This is a genomic window from Streptomyces sp. DH41 (genome assembly GCF_029813785.1).
Classification (GTDB): Bacteria; Actinomycetota; Actinomycetes; order Streptomycetales; family Streptomycetaceae; genus Streptomyces.
Window position 1 is genome coordinate 196595 of record NZ_JARVKY010000006.1, and the last position, 18737, is coordinate 215331.

At 74.3% G+C, this 18737-nt stretch carries 1 protein-coding gene and 1 pseudogene; both read left to right on the top strand.

Annotated features, from left to right (window positions below; genetic code table 11):
* Positions 1–20: 20 nt before the first annotated feature.
* On the top strand, positions 21–12911 hold the full coding sequence (locus tag QC283_RS12865; protein WP_279561603.1) for a type I polyketide synthase: 12891 nt from the start codon (positions 21–23) through the stop codon (positions 12909–12911).
* Between the two features lie 53 nt (positions 12912–12964).
* Positions 12965–18721, top strand: a pseudogene (locus QC283_RS12870) (type I polyketide synthase); the annotation flags it as partial.
* Positions 18722–18737: the final 16 nt, after the last annotated feature.

Below are 18737 nucleotides of genomic sequence, written 5' to 3' on the forward strand. Positions count from 1 at the left end.
TCCCTGGCTATGGAGAATTCATGACCCCGAAGACCCGTGAGCAGCACACGGAGGACAACGACATAGCCGTCGTGGGCATGGCGTGCAGGCTTCCCGGAGCCGCCACCGTCGGGGAGTTCTGGCACCTGCTGCGCGACGGCCGCGACGCCGTCACCCCGCAGGCCGACGGCACCCGGCGCGGCGCCCTGCCGGCACACGGCGAGTTCGACGCCGGATTCTTCGGGATGAACCCCGCCGACGCCGCCGCCACCGACCCCCAGCACCGCCTGGTCCTCGAACTCGGCTGGGAGGCGCTGGAGCACGCCGGGATGGTCCCGGCCCGCCTCCGCGGCACCCGCGGCGGCGTGTACGTCGGCATCGCCTCCGACGACTACGCCACTCTCACCCGCGCCGCCGGCCGCACCGACGGCTACACCGCCACCGGCCGCCACCGCGCCATGGCCGCCAACCGACTTTCCCACCTGCTCGGCCTGCGCGGGCCCAGCATGGCCGTGGACACCGCCCAGTCCTCCGCACTCGTCGCCGTCCACCTCGCCTGCGAGAGCCTGCGCCGCGGCGAGAGCGACCTCTGTCTGGCCGGCGGCGTCAACCTCATCCTCGCCGAGGACAGCACCGCCGCCATGGAGATGATGGGCGCCCTCTCCCCCGACGGCCGCTGCCACACCTTCGACGCCCGCGCCAACGGCTACGTGCGTGGCGAGGGCGGTGGCGTCCTCGTCCTGAAGCCACTGCACCGCGCCCTCGCCGACGGCGACCGCGTGCACTGCGTCATCAAGGGCGGTGCCGTCAACAACGACGGCGGCGGCCCCAGCCTGACCACACCGGACCAGGCCGCCCAGGAGGCCGTACTCCGCGAGGCCTACGAGCGCGCCGGCGTCCCCGCCGGACACGTGGGCTACGTCGAACTGCACGGCACCGGCACCCGCGCCGGCGACCCCGTCGAGGCAGCCGCCCTGGGCGCCGTCCTCGGTACCGCCGCCGGCCGCCGCACCCCGCTGGCCGTCGGCTCCGCCAAGACCAACGTCGGTCACCTCGAAGGCGCCGCGGGCGTCGTCGGCCTCCTCAAGGCCGCCCTCGCCGTACGCGAGGGCGAACTGCCGCCGAGCCTCCACCACACCACGCCGAACCCGGACATCGACCTGGAAGGGCTCAACCTCACCGTCCAGACCGAACTGGAGTCCTGGACCGCCGACCCCGAAACCCCACGGCTCGCCGGCGTCTCCGCCTTCGGTATGGGCGGCACCAACGCGCACGTCGTCCTGTCCCAGGCCCCGGCGCCCGCCCCGGCCGAAGACGGAGACGCCGAGCCCGGCCACCACCTGCCGGTGGTACCGGTCGTCGTCTCCGGCCGCACCGCGGAAGCCCTGCGCGACCAGGCCGCCCAACTGAGCGCCCATGTGGAGCACACACCGGAACTCGCCCTGCGCGACGTCGCCCGGACCCTCGCCGACACACGCACTGTCTTCGCCCACCGCGCCGTGGTCCTGGCGGGCGACCGCCAGGAACTCCTGACCCGCCTGGAGCGCTCCGCCGTGCACGGCGTGGTCACGGAGCCGACTGCCTGCGGCCGGACGGTGCTGGTGTTTCCGGGTCAGGGGACGCAGTGGGCGGGGATGGGGCGTGAGCTGCTGGATGCCTCGCCGGTGTTCGGCGCTCGTCTGCGGGAGTGTGCGGCGGCGTTGGCGCCGTTCGTGGACTTCGACCCGGTTGAGGTGTTGCGTTCGGGTGCGGCGTTGGAGCGGGTGGAGGTGATCCAGCCGGTCACGTGGGCGGTGATGGTGTCCCTTGCCGAGCTGTGGCGTTCCGTGGGTGTTGTGCCGGACGCGGTGGTGGGGCATTCGCAGGGTGAGATCGCGGCGGCTGCGGTCAGTGGTGCGTTGTCGCTGGAGGACGCGGCGCGTGTGGTGGCGTTGCGTGCGCAGGTGATCGGCCGGGAGCTGGCCGGTCTGGGTGGTATGGCGTCGGTGTCGTTGCCGCGTGCGGAGGTGGAGGCTCGTCTGTCCGGCTGGGAGGGCCGGTTGGATGTGGCCGCGGTCAACGGCGTGTCCAGCACGGTCGTCGCGGGTGACGCCGACGCGGTCGTGGAGTTCGTCGCCGCCTGCCGGGCGGAGGAGGTCCGGGCCCGTCAGGTGCCGGTGGACTACGCCTCGCACTCGGCGCACGTGGAGCGCATCGAGGCCGAGCTCCTGGAGGTCCTCGGGCCGATCACTCCGCGTGCCGCTCGTGTCCCGTTCTACTCGACGGTCGACGCTGCTGTGGCGGACACCACGACCCTGGACGCGGGCTACTGGTACCGCAATCTGCGGCACACCGTCCGCTTCGAGGAGACGGTGCGGCTGCTGACCTCCAAGGGGTTCGGGACGTTCGTCGAGTCCAGCGCCCACCCGGTGCTGACGATGGGCGTGCAGGAGACCGCCGACGTCATCGCCGTGGGCTCGCTGCGGCGGGACGAAGGCGGGCTGGAGCGCTTCCTCGCCGCTGCCGCCGAACTGTTCGTCCAGGGCGTGCCGGTCGACTGGTCGGCGCTCTTCGAGGGGACCGGCGCGCGGCGCGTCGACCTGCCCACCTACCCCTTTCAGCGCACACGGCACTGGTTCGACTCCGTCCCCGAGGCCGAGCCGGCCCACGGAGTTCCGGACACCGAGGAGACGCTGCTCAGCCGCGAGCTGCGCGGTCGTTCCGAGGCCGAGCGACTGGACTACGTCGTCGAACTGGTCCGGGTGCACGCGGCGACCGTGCTCGGCCGCCCCTCCGCCGACACCGTCAGCCCTGAACTGACCTTCAAGGAGCAGGGCTTCGAATCGATCCAGGGCATCGAGCTGCGCAACCGGCTGCGAGCCGCGACCGGCCTGAGACTGCCCACGACCCTGGTCTACGACCACCCGACGCCCATGGAGGTCGCCCGCCTGATCCGGGACGTCGCCGCAGCGGGCGAGGAGACCCCGGGCGCCCTGTCGGTACCCGCATCCGCACCCGCACCCGCCCTTGCTCCCGTGCTCCGTGACGAGCGGACCGGCGCCGAACCCGATGACACCCTCGCGATCGTGGGGATGGCGTGCCGGTTCCCGGGTGGGGTTGGTTCGCCGGAGGGTCTGTGGGATTTGGTGGTGTCGGGGACGGACGCGGTGTCGGGTTTCCCGGTGGACCGTGGCTGGGATGTGGAGGGGTTGTTCGATCCGGAGCCGGGTCGGCCTGGGCGTACGTATGTGCGTGAGGGTGGGTTCCTGCATGGTGCGGGGGAGTTCGACGCGGGGTTCTTCGGTATTTCGCCGCGTGAGGCGGTGGCGATGGATCCGCAGCAGCGGTTGCTGTTGGAGACGTCGTGGGAGGCGTTGGAGCGGGCGGGTATCCCGGCGGCGGGTCTGCGCGGCTCGCGGACCGGTGTCTTCGTCGGCGCCATGACACAGGAGTACGGTCCCCGCCTCCACGAACCCGCTCAGGGCTACGACGGCTACCTCCTCACCGGAAACACCGCCAGTGTGCTGTCGGGCCGGATCTCGTACGCGCTGGGTCTGGAGGGGCCGGCGGTGACGGTGGACACGGCGTGTTCCTCGTCGCTGGTCTCCCTGCACCTGGCCGGGCAGGCCCTGCGCAACGGCGAGTGCGACCTCGCCCTCGCCGGTGGTGCCGCGGTGATGGCCGGCCCCGGGATGTTTGTGGAGTTCTCGCAGCAGCGGGGGTTGTCGGTGGACGGGCGGTGCCGTGCGTTCGCGGATGCGGCGGATGGTACGGGCTGGGGTGAGGGTGTCGGCATGCTGCTGGTGGAGCGGTTGTCGGACGCTCGTCGTCTGGGGCATCGGGTGTTGGCGGTGGTGCGGGGTTCTGCGGTCAATCAGGACGGTGCGTCCAATGGGCTGACGGCTCCGAACGGTCCGTCGCAGCAGCGGGTGATCCGGGCGGCGTTGGAGTCGGCGGGGTTGTCGGGTGCGGATGTGGATGTGGTGGAGGCGCACGGTACGGGTACGCGGCTGGGTGATCCGATCGAGGCGCAGGCTCTGCTGGCGACGTACGGGCAGGGGCGAGAGGCTGAACGCCCGTTGTGGCTGGGGTCGTTGAAGTCGAATATCGGGCATGCGCAGGCGGCTGCGGGTGTGGGTGGGGTCATCAAGATGGTGATGGCCTTGGAGCGGGGTGTGTTGCCGGGGACGTTGCATGTGGATCGTCCGTCGTCGCGGGTGGACTGGTCGGCGGGTGCGGTGGAGTTGCTGACCGAGCGGCGTGAGTGGCCGGAGGTGGGGCGTCCGCGTCGGGCGGCGGTGTCGTCGTTCGGGGTGAGTGGGACGAACGCGCACGTGATTTTGGAGCAGGCTCCCGCTGTCGAGCCGGTCGAGGAGCCGGTGGTGCGGGATCTGCCCGTGGTTCCGCTGGTGGTGACCGCCAAGACCCAGGCCGCCCTGCGTGAACAGCAGGCACGTGTCCGAGCCCGCCTGGACCAGGAGCCTTCGCCACGTCCACTGGACGTGGCCTTCAGCCTGGCCACGGAACGCTCGGTGCTGGAGCACCGCTCGGTGACCCTGGGACAGACCACCGTGCAGGGCGTGGCCCCTGAGTCACCCGGCCGCACGGTGCTGGTGTTTCCGGGGCAGGGGACGCAGTGGGCGGGGATGGGCCGTGAGCTGCTGGATGCCTCGCCGGTGTTCGCCGCTCGTATACGGGAGTGTGCGGCGGCGTTGGCGCCGTTCGTGGACTTCGACCCGGTTGAGGTGTTGCGTTCGGGTGCGGCGTTGGAGCGGGTGGAGGTGATCCAGCCGGTCACGTGGGCGGTGATGGTGTCCCTTGCCGAGCTGTGGCGTTCCGTGGGTGTTGTGCCGGACGCGGTGGTGGGGCATTCGCAGGGTGAGATCGCGGCGGCTGCGGTCAGTGGTGCGCTGTCCCTGGAGGACGCGGCGCGTGTGGTGGCGCTGCGGGCCCAGGTGATCGGCCGCGAGCTGGCCGGTCTGGGCGGTATGGCGTCGGTGTCGCTGCCGCGCACAGAGGTGGAAGCGCGCCTGGTCGGCTGGGAAGGCCGCCTCGATGTCGCTGCGGTCAATGGTGTGTCCAGCACGGTCGTCGCGGGTGACGCCGACGCGGTCGTGGAGTTCGTCGCCGCCTGCCGGGCGGAGGAGGTCCGGGCCCGTCAGGTCCCGGTGGACTACGCCTCGCACTCCGCGCATGTGGAGCGCATCGAGGCCGAACTCCTCGACGTACTCTCCCCGATCACCCCGCGTGCGTCCAAGGTCCCCTTCTACTCGACGGTCGACGCCGCTGTGGCGGACACCACGACCCTGGACGCGGGCTACTGGTACCGCAATCTGCGGCACACCGTCCGCTTCGAGGAGACCGTGCGGCTCCTGACCTCCAAGGGGTTCGGGACGTTCGTCGAATCCAGCGCCCACCCGGTGCTGACCATGGGCGTGCAGGAGACCGCCGACGTGACCGCCGTCGGTTCGCTGCGGCGGGACGAGGGCACGCTGGCCCGTTTCCTGACCTCGGCCGCCGAGCTGTTCGTGCACGGGACGTCCGTCGACTGGGCCGCTCTCTTCGAGGGGACCGGCGCCCGGCGCGTCGACCTGCCCACCTACCCCTTCCAGCACCAGCACTACTGGCTCGAGCCCGTCGCCCCCGCTGCTGCCCCCGACACTGCCACGGACACCGATGCCTGGCGTTACCGGGTGACGTGGCAGGGGCTGGGTGGTGAAGCGGCCGGTTCGCTCACCGGGCGTTGGCTGGTGGTGGTGCCCGAGGGTGTGCAGGGCGCTGTGGCCGGCGAGGCCGAGGCGGTGCTGGCCGGTGCCGGTGCGGAGGTCGAGCGGTTGGTGGTGGATCCGTCGGCCGTCGGGCGGGAGGAGCTGTCCGCGCGGTTGGCGGCCCACGGAGACCTCACCGGCATCCTGTCCCTGCTCTCCCTCGCCCGCACTCCCGCCGCCGTCTCCGGCACCGTGGCCCTCGTCCAGGCTGCCGCCGACGCGGAGACCGAGGCGCGGCTGTGGGCGTTGACCAACGCGGCCGTGGCCGTCGCGCCCGGCGAGGTCCCGGAGGACAGCGGGGCGCAGATCTGGGCGCTCGCCCGAGTCGCCGCCCTCGAACTCCCCGCTCTGTGGGGCGGGGTGATCGACCTGCCCGCAGAGCCGGACGTACGCGCCTGGCAGCGGGTCGTCGCCGCGCTGACCGGCCGGAACGGCGAGGACCAGGTCGCCGTACGGGCCTCCGGAACGTACGGCCGCCGGATCACCCGCGCCGGCACCACACCCGCCCGCCGGGCCTACACCCCGCGCGGCACCGTTCTGGTCACCGGCGGCACCGGGGCCCTCGGGGCGCAGGTCGCCCGCTGGGCCGCCCGGAACGGCGCCGGGCACCTGGTGCTGACCAGCAGGCGCGGCCCGGACGCCCCCGGCGCCGGGGAACTCGCCGCCGAACTGCGCGCGCTGGGCGCCGAGGTGACCGTCGCCGCCTGTGACGTGGCCGACCGGGACGCGCTCGCCGCACTGCTGGCCGAGCATCCGCCCACCGCCGTCTTCCACACCGCAGGCGTGCTCGCCGACGGCGTGATCGGCACCGTCTCGGCCGAGGATCTGCGCGACATCCGTGCCCCCAAGGCCGACGCCGCCCGCCACCTGCACGAGCTGACCTCCGCACGCGGTCTGGACCTCGACGCCTTCGTACTGTTCTCCTCCGTCACCGGAACCTGGGGCAACGGCGGACAGGCCGCCTACGCCACCGCCAACGCCTCCCTCGACGTGCTCGCCGAGCAGCGCCACGCGCAGGGGCTGCCCGCCACGTCCGTCGCGTGGGGTCTGTGGGGCGGCGGCGGCATGGCCGAAGGCGCCGGCGAGGAGAGCCTGAACCGCCGTGGCATCCGGCCCATGGACCCGGAGAAGGGCATCGAGGCCCTGCACCGCGCCCTGGACCACGGTGACGTCTGCGTCACCGTCGTCGATGTCGACTGGGACGACTTCGCGCCCCGCACCTGCGCCCTGCGGCCCGGCCCCGGCTTCGACACCGTGCCCGAGGCACGCCGTGCCCTGGAGGCCCGGGGAGACGCCACGACCCGGTCCGCCGCCGGACCCGCCGACGGACTGGCAGGACGGCTGGCCGCTCTTCCCGATGCCGAGCGCATGCGCGTGCTGGTGGAGCTGGTACGTGCCGAGGCGGCCACCGTGCTCAGGCACCCCGGCACCGACGCCGTCCGGCCCGACCGTTCCTTCAAGGACGCCGGATTCGACTCGCTGACCGCTCTGGAACTGCGTAACCGTCTCAACGCCGCCACCGGGCTCACACTGCCCGCGACCGTCGTCTTCGACCGGCCCAGCCCCGCCGTGCTCGCCGAACACCTCCTCGGCAGGCTGCTCGGGGACGCCCCGTCGGCCGCGCCGGTTCCGGTGGGCCCCGCGTCCTCTCCGGCCGCCGACGACACCGACCCGGTCGTCATCGTCTCCATGGCCTGCCGCTACCCGGGCGAGGCCGCCACGCCCGAAGCGTTGTGGGACCTGGTCATGGCCGGACGCGACGTCATAGGTCCCGCCCCCACCGACCGTGGCTGGAACCTGGACGAGATCTTCGTCCCGGACCCCGAGAACCTGCCGCGCGGCCACACCTACGTCCGCGAGGGCGGCTTCCTCCACGAGGCCGCCGAGTTCGACGCCGAGTTCTTCGGCATCTCACCCCGCGAGGCCCTGGTGATGGACCCTCAGCAGCGCCTGCTGCTGGAGACCTCCTGGGAGGCCCTGGAACGCGCCGGTATCGACCCGCGCTCCCTGCGCGGCAGCCGTACGGGCGTGTTCGCGGGCCTCACCCACCAGGAGTACGCCTCCCGGCTGCACGAGGCCGACGAGGAGCACGAGGGCTACCTGCTCACCGGCAAGTCCGCCAGTGTGGTCTCCGGACGCATCTCCTACGTCCTCGGTCTGGAAGGCCCGTCGGTCTCCCTCGACACGGCCTGTTCCTCCTCCCTGGTAGCTCTGCACCAGGCGGTGCAGGCACTGCGTGCGGGGGAGTGCGACCTCGCTCTCGCGGGCGGTGTCACCGTCATGGCCGCACCCGGTCTGTTCGTGGAGTTCTCCCGCCAGCGCGGGCTCTCGGCCGACGGCCGCAGCAGGGCGTTCGCCGACGCGGCGGACGGCACGAGCTGGGGCGAGGGTGCCGGCATCCTTCTCGTCGAGCGGATGTCCGACGCCGTGCGCAACGGACATCCCGTCCTCGCCGTCGTCCGCGGCTCCGCCGTCAACCAGGACGGCGCCAGCAACGGCCTGACCGCACCCAACGGCCCCTCCCAGGAACGCGTCATCGTCCAGGCCCTCACCAACGCGGGGCTCGGCTTCGCCGACGTGGACGTGGTGGAGGCGCACGGTACGGGTACGCGGCTGGGGGACCCGATCGAGGCGCAGGCCCTGCTGGCGACGTACGGGCAGCAGCGGGAGGCCGAACACCCGCTGTGGCTCGGTTCGTTGAAGTCGAACATCGGGCACCCCCAGGCGGCTGCGGGTGTGGGTGGGGTCATCAAGATGGTGATGGCCCTGGAGCGGGGCGTCCTGCCGAAGACGTTGCATGTGGACCGGCCGTCGTCGCGCGTGGACTGGTCCGCCGGAGCGGTCGAGTTGCTGACCGACACCCGGCCGTGGCCCGGCGTCGACCGTCCCCGTCGGGCGGGTGTGTCCGCCTTCGGAGTGAGCGGGACGAACGCGCACGTGATCCTGGAGCAGGCCCCCGCCGTCGAGCCGGTCGAAAAACCGGTCGTGCGGGAACTGCCCGTCGTTCCGCTGGTCGTCACGGGGCGTTCGGCCGAGGCCCTGCGTGAGCAGGCCGAGCGGCTCGATGCCCGGCTGGAGCGCGCCGGAGTCGACACCCGCCTGTCGGACATCGGTTACACGCTGGCCTCGGGGCGGTCGGTGTTCGAGCACCGGCAGGTCCGGGTCGGTGAGGTCACGGTGGAGGGTGTGGCGTCGGAGTCGTCCGGCCGGACGGTGCTGGTGTTCCCGGGGCAGGGGACGCAGTGGGCGGGGATGGGGCGTGAGCTGCTGGACACGTCGCCGGTGTTCGCCACTCGTCTGCGGGAGTGCGCTGCGGCCTTGGCGCCGTTCATCGACTTCGATCCCATCGAGGTGTTGCGTTCGGGTGCGGCGTTGGAGCGGGTGGAGGTGATCCAGCCGGTCACGTGGGCGGTGATGGTGTCCCTCGCCGAGCTGTGGCGTTCCGTGGGTGTTGTGCCGGACGCGGTGGTGGGGCATTCGCAGGGTGAGATCGCGGCGGCTGCCGTCAGTGGTGCGCTGTCCCTGGAGGATGCGGCGCGTGTGGTGGCGCTGCGGGCCCAGGTGATCGGCCGCGAGCTGGCCGGTCTGGGCGGTATGGCGTCGGTGTCGCTGCCGCGCACGGAGGTGGAAGCGCGCCTGTCCGGTTGGGAAGGCCGCCTCGATGTGGCTGCGGTCAATGGTGTGTCCAGTACGGTCGTCGCGGGTGACGCCGACGCGGTCGTGGAGTTCGTGGAGGCTTGCCGGGCGGAGGAGGTCCGGGCCCGTCAGGTCCCGGTGGACTACGCCTCGCACTCGGCGCATGTGGAGCGTATCGAGGCCGCACTCCTCGACGTACTCTCCCCGATCACCCCGCGTGCGTCCAAGGTCCCCTTCTACTCGACGGTCGACGCGGTCCTGGCGGACACCACGACCCTGGGCGCGGGCTACTGGTACCGCAATCTGCGGCACACCGTCCGCTTCGAGGAGACGGTGCGGCTCCTGACCTCCAAGGGGTTCGGGACGTTCGTGGAATCCAGTGCCCACCCGGTGCTGACGATGGGCGTGCAGGAGACGGCCGACGTGACCGCCGTCGGTTCGCTGCGGCGGGACGAGGGCACGCTGGCCCGTTTCCTGACCTCGGCCGCCGAGCTGTTCGTGCACGGCACGTCCGTCGACTGGGCGGCGCTCTTCGAGGGGACCGGCGCGCGGCGCGTCGACCTGCCCACCTATCCCTTCCAGCACCAGCACTACTGGGCCCCGACCTCGCCCGCCGGCACGGGGGACGCCGCGGCTGCCAGGTTCGGCATGCACTGGGAGACGCACCCGCTGCTCGGGGGTGCGCTGCCGCTCGCCGAGAGCGGTGAGGTGGTTCTCGCCGGGCGCGTCTCCCTCGCCGACCACCCGTGGATCACGGATCACGCCGTTCTCGGACGGAGCCTCCTGCCCGGCACGGCGTTCGTCGAACTCGCCCTGCGTGCCGCCGCCGCGACCGGCTGCGCCGGTGTGGAGGAACTGGGGCTGGAGGCACCGCTCACCCTCACCGAGGGAACCGCGGTGCAGGTCCAGGTGAGGGTGGAGGCAGCCGACGAGACCGGCCGGCGGCGTATGACCATCCACTCCCGCACCGAGGCCGCCGACGGCTCCGAGACCTCCTGGACCCGGCACGCCGGCGGTCTGCTCGGCGCGGACGCGCCCACGGCCCCGGCGGCCGACTGGGCGGGCGCCGCCTGGCCGCCGGCCGGCTGCGAGCGGGTGACCGCGGAGGACGTGTACGCGCGGTTCACGGAGCTGGGTTACGAGTACGGAGAGGTGTTCTCCGGCATCGAGGCGCTGTGGCGCCGGGAGGGCGAGGTCTTCGCGGAGATCCGGCTGCCCGGCCGCGTCCGGGCCGACGCCGCCCGCTACGGCGTACACCCCGCTCTGCTCGACGCGGCGCTCCAGCCCTGGCTCGCGGGCGGGCTGCTCGACGTGCCGGACGGCGCGCTGCTGCTGCCCTTCGCCTGGCAGGGAGTCACCCTGCACGCTTCGGGCGCCGAAGTCCTGCGGGTGCGGATCTCCCGGACGGGCGACGGCGAGGTGTCCCTGACCGCCGTCGACCTCGCCGGTGCGCCGGTGCTGGACCTGGCGGCACTGGTCATGCGCCCGGTGGAACGGGGCAGGCTGGAGGCGCTGCTCGGTGCCGCGGGTGACCGGCTTCCGCTGTACCGGGTCGGCTGGCGCGGCACCGCCCGGTCGGCGCGGCCGGTGCGACGGCTCGCCCTGATCGGTTCCGGCACCCTCGGAGTGAAGGCCCGCTCGGAAGGTGCCGAGGTGGAGGCGCACGCCGACCTGGCCGCCCTGCGGGCCGCCGTGGCCTCCGGCGCGTCCCCGCAGCCCGACGCCGTCGTCGCCGCCTTCCCGGCCGGGCCGGCCACCCCCGAGCAGGTGCGCGAGTGCACCGCGCGAGGACTCGCTCTGCTCCAGGAGTGGCTGAGCGGAGACGGAGACGGAGACGGGGACACGGTCACGGAGCGGGCCCGGCTGGTCGTGCTGACCGAGTGCGCGGTGGCCACCGCGGCCGCCGAGGAACTGCCGGGGCTGGCGGGCGCCGGGCTGTGGGGGCTCGTACGCTCCGCGCAGACCGAGCACCCCGGCCGGTTCGTGCTCGCCGACACCGACGGTACGGACGCCTCGGCAGCCGCACTGGCCGCAGCGATCGGCACGGACGAGGAGCAACTGGCACTGCGCGAGGGAGAGATACGTGTCCCCGCGCTCGTCCGTCACGAAGAGGCCCCGGCCACTGCCACCGTCCCGGCCACCACCCCGGCCACCACTCCGGCCGCCGTCCCGGCCCTCGACCCCGAGGGCACCGTCCTGGTCACCGGGGCGACCGGCACCCTCGGTGCGCTGCTCGCCCGGCACCTGGTCACCGCGCACGGCGCCCGCCGACTGCTGCTCGTCAGCCGCAGCGGGCCCGACGCCGCCGGAGCCCGGGAACTGGAGCGTGACCTGACGGACCTCGGAGCGCACGTCCGGATCGCCGCCTGCGACACCGGGGACCGCACCGCGCTGCGGGCCCTGCTCGCGGACGTCGACCCCGGGCACCCGCTGACCGCCGTCATCCACGCGGCCGGTGTGCTCGACGACGGACCCGTCACCGCGCTCGACGCCGAGCGGCTGGACACCGTGCTGCGGCCCAAGGCCGACGCGGCCCTGCACCTGCACGAACTGACCGCGGACCTGCCGCTGTCGGCGTTCGTGCTGTTCTCGGGCGCCGCCGGCCTCCTCGGCCGCCCCGGACAGGCCAACTACGCCGCGGCGAACACCTTCCTGGACGCCCTGGCCGCCCACCGCCGTGCCACCGGCCTGCCCGCGACCGCCCTGGCCTGGGGGCTGTGGGGAGAGGCCAGCGGCATGACCGGGCACCTCTCCGGCACCGACCTGCGCCGCATGCGCCGCTCCGGCATCGCCCCCATGAGCAACGCCCAGGGGCTGGCGTTCTTCGACCGGGCGCTGGGCCTGCCCGGCGACCAGTCCCTGCTCGTACCGCTGCGGCTGGACACCCACGCGCTGCGCGCACCCGGAGCCGAAGTGCCCGCCCTGCTGCGCGGCCTCGTCCCGGCCCCGGCCGCCGCCTCCCGGACCCGGGCGGCCGACACGGCGGCGCGGCCCGCCGGGGCCGGAGAGGACCTCGCCCAGCGCCTCGCCCCTCTCGACGAGACGGCCCGGCAACGGGAGCTGCTCACCCTCGTCCGCTCCGAGGTCGCCGCCGTCCTCGGCCTCGGCGGGCCCGACGCGGTCGACCCCGGCCGGGCCTTCCGGGACATCGGCTTCGACTCCCTCACCGCGGTCGAACTGCGCAACCGCCTCAACACGGCGACCGGACTGAGGCTGGCCGCCGCCGTGGTCTTCGACCAGCCCACGGCCCAGGCGATCGCGGCACACATCGGCGCGGAACTGGCAGCCGTCACCGGCGGCGTCCGGGAGGCGGGAGAGGCCGCCCTCGCCGGACTGGAGAGCCTGGAAGCGGCCGTCACCGTGCTCGCGGCGGACGACATCCGCCGCGAGACCCTGCATCGCCGCCTGGCCGCGCTCGTGACCGCGCTCGGCCCCGTCGGCGGCGGCCCGGCGGGCGGCGCCGGACCGGACCCGCTCGTGGCCGCCCCGGAGGACCTGGCAGGCGTCGACGACGAGGAACTTTTCGCCTTCATCGAGGAGCAGCTGTGACGACGGCAGGCACCGACAGCACCGACAACACGGCCAAGGTCCGCGACTACCTCAAGCGGGTCACCGCCGAACTCGTCGCCACCCGCGCCCGGCTGAAGACCGTCGAGGAGGCGGCGGAAGCCGCCCACGAGCCCATCGCGATCGTCTCCATGAGCTGCAGGCTGCCCGGCGGCGCCGACACCCCCGACGCCCTGTGGCGGCTCCTGGAATCCGGCACCGACGCGGTGTCGGGCCTGCCCGAGGACCGCGGCTGGGACCTGGCGGCCCTCTACGACGCCGACCCCGACGCCCACGGCACCAGCTACGCCCGGGAAGGCGGCTTCCTGCACGACTGCGCCGACTTCGACCCGGAGTTCTTCGGCATCTCGCCCCGCGAGGCCCTCGCCATGGACCCCCAGCAGCGACTGCTCCTGGAGACCTCCTGGGAGGCGTTCGAACGCGCCGGACTCACCCGCGACGCCGTCCACGGCAGTCGCACGGGGGTCTACGCGGGCGTCATGTACGACGACTACGGAGCCCGTGTCCCGCACACCCCCGGTGGGCGGCTGCCCGAGGGCCTGGAGGGCTACCTCGTCAACGGCAGCGCGGGCAGCGTCGCGTCCGGCCGGGTGTCGTACACCTTCGGGCTGCGCGGCCCGGCCGTCACCGTCGACACCGCCTGCTCCTCCTCGCTGGTCGCGGTGCACCTCGCCGCGCAGGCGCTGCGCGCCGGGGAGTGCGACCTGGCGCTCGCGGGCGGAGTGACCGTGCTGGCCACTCCGACGATGTTCATCGACTTCTCCCGGCAGCGCGGGCTGGCCGCCGACGGCCGGTGCAAGGCGTTCTCCGACTCCGCCGACGGCACCGCGTTCGCCGAGGGCGCCGGTCTGCTGCTGCTCCAGCGGCTGAGCGACGCACGCCGTGAGGGCCGCACCGTCCTCGCCGTCATCCGCGGCTCGGCCGTGGGACAGGACGGCGCCGGAAACGGCCTGACCGCCCCCAACGGGCCCGCGCAGCAGGCCGTCATCCGGGCCGCGCTGCGCGACGCCCGGCTCACCGCCGACCAGGTCGACGCCGTGGAGGCCCACGGCACCGGCACCAGCCTGGGCGACCCCGTCGAGGCGGAGGCCCTGCTCGCCACGTACGGGCAGGCCCACACCGCCGACCGGCCGCTGTGGCTCGGCTCGCTGAAGTCCAACATCGGGCACGCCCAGGCGGCGGCCGGAGTCGCCGGCGTCGTCAAGACGGTACTGGCCCTGCGGCACGGGCTCCTGCCCCGGACCCTGCACGCCGACGTGCCCTCCGCCCGTATCGACTGGTCGGCGGGCGCGGTGCGCCTGCTGCACGAGAACACCGCGTGGCCGGACCGGCCCGGCGAACCGCGCCGAGCCGCCGTCTCCGCCTTCGGCGCGAGCGGCACCAACGCCCACCTGATCCTCGAACAGCCCCCGACCCCCACGACCTCGACCGACCCCGCCCCCACCACGTCGGGTTCCACCACGTCGGGGTCCGCCGCGTCGGGTTCCACCACGTCGGGGTCCGCCGCGTCGGGGACCATCGGCTGGACGGTGTCCGCCCGGTCCGTGCCCGCGCTGCGGGAGCAGGCACGTCGGCTGCTGGCCCACCTCGGTGCCGGCGGCGCCGACGGTGCCGGCACCGACCCCGGGCTGCTGGCCGGCGTACTGGCCCACCGGCGCACCGCGTTCCCGGAGCGGGCCGTCGTGCTCGGCGACGATATCGCCGAGCTGACCGACGGGCTCGCCGCCCTCGCGGCCGGCCGTGACGTACCCGGCCTGGTCACCGGGCACGCCGGCGCCGGGCGGCGCACCGCGTTCCTCTTCACCGGACAGGGCAGCCAGCGCCCCGGCACGGGCCGGGAACTCCACGCCGCCCACCCCGAGTTCGCCCGCGCCCTGGACGAGATCGACGCGGCCTTCGCACCCCACCTGGAACGTCCCCTGCGCGACGTGATGTTCGCCGAACCCGGTTCGGCCGACGCCGCACTGCTGGACCGCACCGAGTACACCCAGCCCGCCCTGTTCGCCCTCGGAGCCGCCCTGTACGCCCTGGTCACCTCGCGGGGCCTGAGCGCGGACGCCGTCACCGGCCACTCCGTCGGCGAGATCACCGCCGCACACGTCGCCGGTGTCCTCTCGCTCGAGGACGCCGCCCGGCTGGTCGCCGCCCGCGGCCGTCTCATGGGCGAACTGCCCGAGGGCGGCGCGATGGCCGCCCTCCAGGCCACCCCCGAGGAGGTGCTTCCGCTGCTGGCCGGCCGCGAACACGAACTCGACCTCGCCGCCGTCAACGGACCCACCGCCGTCGTCGTCGCCGGGGACGCCGGCGCCGTCGGGGAACTCACCGAGCACTTCGCCGGTCGCGGCCGGTCCGTCAAGCACCTGAAGGTCTCGCACGCCTTCCACTCCCCGCACATGGACGCCATGCTGCCCCGGTTCGAGACCGTGGTCCGCGGCCTCGAACTCAACCCGCCCGCCCTCCCCGTCGTGTCGAACCTGACCGGGGCCCTCGCGGACGAGGCCACCCTGTGCGACCCGGACCACTGGGTCCGCCACGCCCGCAGGCCCGTGCGCTTCCTCGACGGCCTGCGCACCCTGCGCGCCACCGGCACCGACACCTTCGTGGAACTCGGCCCCGACGCCGTGCTCACCGCCATGACCCGTACCATCCTCGACACCGACGGCACCAACGACACCGGCGGCACCCCGGCCGGCACGGACGTGCTCACCGTGCCCGTGCTGCGCCGCGGCCATCCCGAGAGGGCCGTCCTCGACCGGGCGATCGCCACCGTCCACGCACACGGCCTGCCCGTGCCACCGGCCCCCGAGCCGGAGCCCGGCCCCGCCGGCGAACTCACCGCGGCGCTGCCCACGTACCCCTTCGAACGCACCCGGTACTGGCTGGACGCCCCCGCCTCCACCGCCCCCCTGGCCACCGCCGGACTCGACGACGCCGGGCACCCGCTGCTCGCCGCCGCCGTCGAACTCCCCGACGGCCAGGGCGGCGTGTGGACGGCCACCCTGTCCGCCCGCACCCACCCGTGGCTGGCCGAACACACCCTCGCGGGCCGGGCCGTCGTCCCCGGCACCGCCCTGCTCGAACTCGCCCTCGTCGCCGCCGGCGAGGGCCACCGGATCGCGGAACTCACCTTCGGCCGGCCCCTCGTCCTGCCCGACGACACGGCCGTACGGCTGCGGGTGCGCCTCGGCGCCGAGGAAGCCGACGGCTCCCGCCCGGTGACCGTGCACTCGGCACCCCTCACCCCCGGCGCCGACTGGACCGCGCACGCCACCGGACGCACCGAACCCGCCGCACCGCCCGAGGTCGAGCCGTTCACCGCCCTGGCCGGGGCCTGGCCCCCGCCCGGTGCCGAACCCGTGCCGCTCGACGAGGAGCACGCCCGTTTCGCCGCCGCCGGCATCGGCTACGGCCCCGCCTTCCAGGGGCTGACGGCCGCCTGGAGGCTCGGGGACACGGTGTACGCCGACGCCGTCCTGCCCGCCGCACAGGCCGCGGACGCGTCCCGCTACGGGCTGCATCCCGCCCTGCTGGACGCCGCCCTGCACGCCGTGACCGCCACCCGGCCGGACGCCCACGGTCTCGTACCGTTCGCCTGGACCGGAACCGACCTGCACGCCCACGGCGCCGACGCGCTGCGCGTACGCATCACCCCGGACGGTCCCGACGCGGTCACCGTCACCGCCGCGGACCCCACCGGACGGCCCGTCCTGACCGCCCGCCGCCTGGCCCTGCGGGAGATGGCCGCCGACCGAGTCATCGCCGAGGCCGACACCGCGCCGGCCCCGCTGCTGCGGCCCACCTGGACCCCCCTGCCCGCCCTGCCCACCGGACACCAGTCACCGGACGACCCGGGCACCTGGTACCTGCTCGGCGAACACGACCCCGGCCTCGCCGAGGCCCTCACCGCCGCCGGCGTCACCGTACGCACGGCCGGCGACCCGCACGGCATACCGGCCGACGGAGCCGCCCCGCCCGAGGTCCTGGCCGCCCTGCCCGCGACCGGCGACCCGCACCGCACCGCGCACCTCGCCCTGGCCCTCGCCCACCGGTGGCTGGCCGCCGAACACCTCGCCCCGGCCCGCCTCACCGTCCTCACCCGCGGCGCCACCGACGCCGCCGGACCGGTCACCGACCCCGCGGCCGCGGCGGCCTGGGGTCTGCTGCGCACCGCCCAGACCGAACACCCCGGCCGTTTCGCCCTGGTGGACACCGACGCGGCCGAGGTCTCCCACCGGGCCCTGCCCGCCGCCCTCGCCGCCGCCGGACCCGACCCCCAACTGGCCGTACGCGCCGGAACCGCGTACACCCCGGCCACCACCCGCGCCCACACCACCACGACCGGCACCACCACGACCGGCACCACCACGACCCACACCACCACGACCCACACCACCACGACCGGCCCCCGCCTCGACCCCGAGGGCACCGTCCTCGTCACCGGCGGCACCAGCGGCCTCGGTGCCGCCGTCGCCCGGCACCTGGTCACCGCCCACGACGTGCGCCGGCTGCTGCTCGTCAGCCGGCGCGGCACCGGGACACCCGGCGCCCGCGAACTCGTCGCCGACCTCACCGCGTCGGGCGCCGAGGTCACCGTGGCGGCCGGCGACGCCGCCGACCGCGAACGGCTCGCCGCCCTCCTCGCGCAGGTGCCCGCCGCCCACCCGCTCACCGCCGTGGTGCACACGGCGGGCGTGCTGGACGACGGAGTACTGGCCGCCCAGACCCCGGACCGGATCGACACGGTCCTGCGGCCCAAGAGCGACGCCGCGCTGGCCCTGCACGACCTCACCCGGGACCTGGACCTCGACGCCTTCGTGCTCTTCTCCTCCGCCGCCGGGCTCCTCGGCAGCGCCGGACAGGCCGGCTACGCCGCCGCCAACGCCCACCTGGACGCCTTCGCCTCCTGGCGACGCGCCCAGGGCCTGCCCGCCCTCTCACTGGCCTGGGGTCCCTGGGAGGGCGACGGCATGGCCGCCGCCCTCGACGGCGCCGACGCCGTCCGGCTGCGCCGGACCGGGCTCGTGCCGCTCACGCGGCAGGAGGGCCTCGCCCTGTTCGACGCCGCCCTGGGTGCCGAGGCACCCGTCCTGCTGCCCCTGCGCGTCGACCCGGCCCGCGCCGGCACCGATCTACCCACCGTGCTGCGCGGCCCCGCCGCCGTCGCCCCGCGCCGCGCCGTCGCCCGCACGGCCGCCGGCTCCGATCCCGGACCGGCGGGCCCCACCCTCGCCGACCGCGTCGCCGGCCTGCCCCGAACCGAACGCGCCGCCCTCGTCCTGGACCTGGTCCGGGCCGAAGTCGCCGCCGTCCTCGGCCACACCGGCACGGACGGCATCCCGGCCGGCCGCAGTTTCAAGGACGCCGGCTTCGACTCCCTGACCGCCGTCGAACTGCGCAACCGGCTCACCGCCGAGACCGGTCTGCGCCTGACCCCGACCCTCGTCTTCGACCACCCGACACCCCAGGCGCTGGCCGAGCACATCGACAGTGAGCTGCCCGGCGCCGACACCGCGGTCCTCGCCCTGATCGGACAGCTGACACAGGCCGTGGACCAAGCCGACACCCTCGACGACCGCGCCCGGCAGACGCTCACCGAGCGGCTCCGGCAGCTGCTCACCCGGCTCGGCGAAAGCGGCGGCGACACCGCCCCCGCCGGCCCCGGAGCGGACACCGACGCCACCGCAGCAACCGGCAACCCCGACGACACCACCGGCAACGTCACCGAACTACTCCAATCCGCCTCCGACGACGAACTGTTCGAGCTGCTCGACAGCGGTTTCCGCGCCGTCTGACGCCTCGGCAACCACA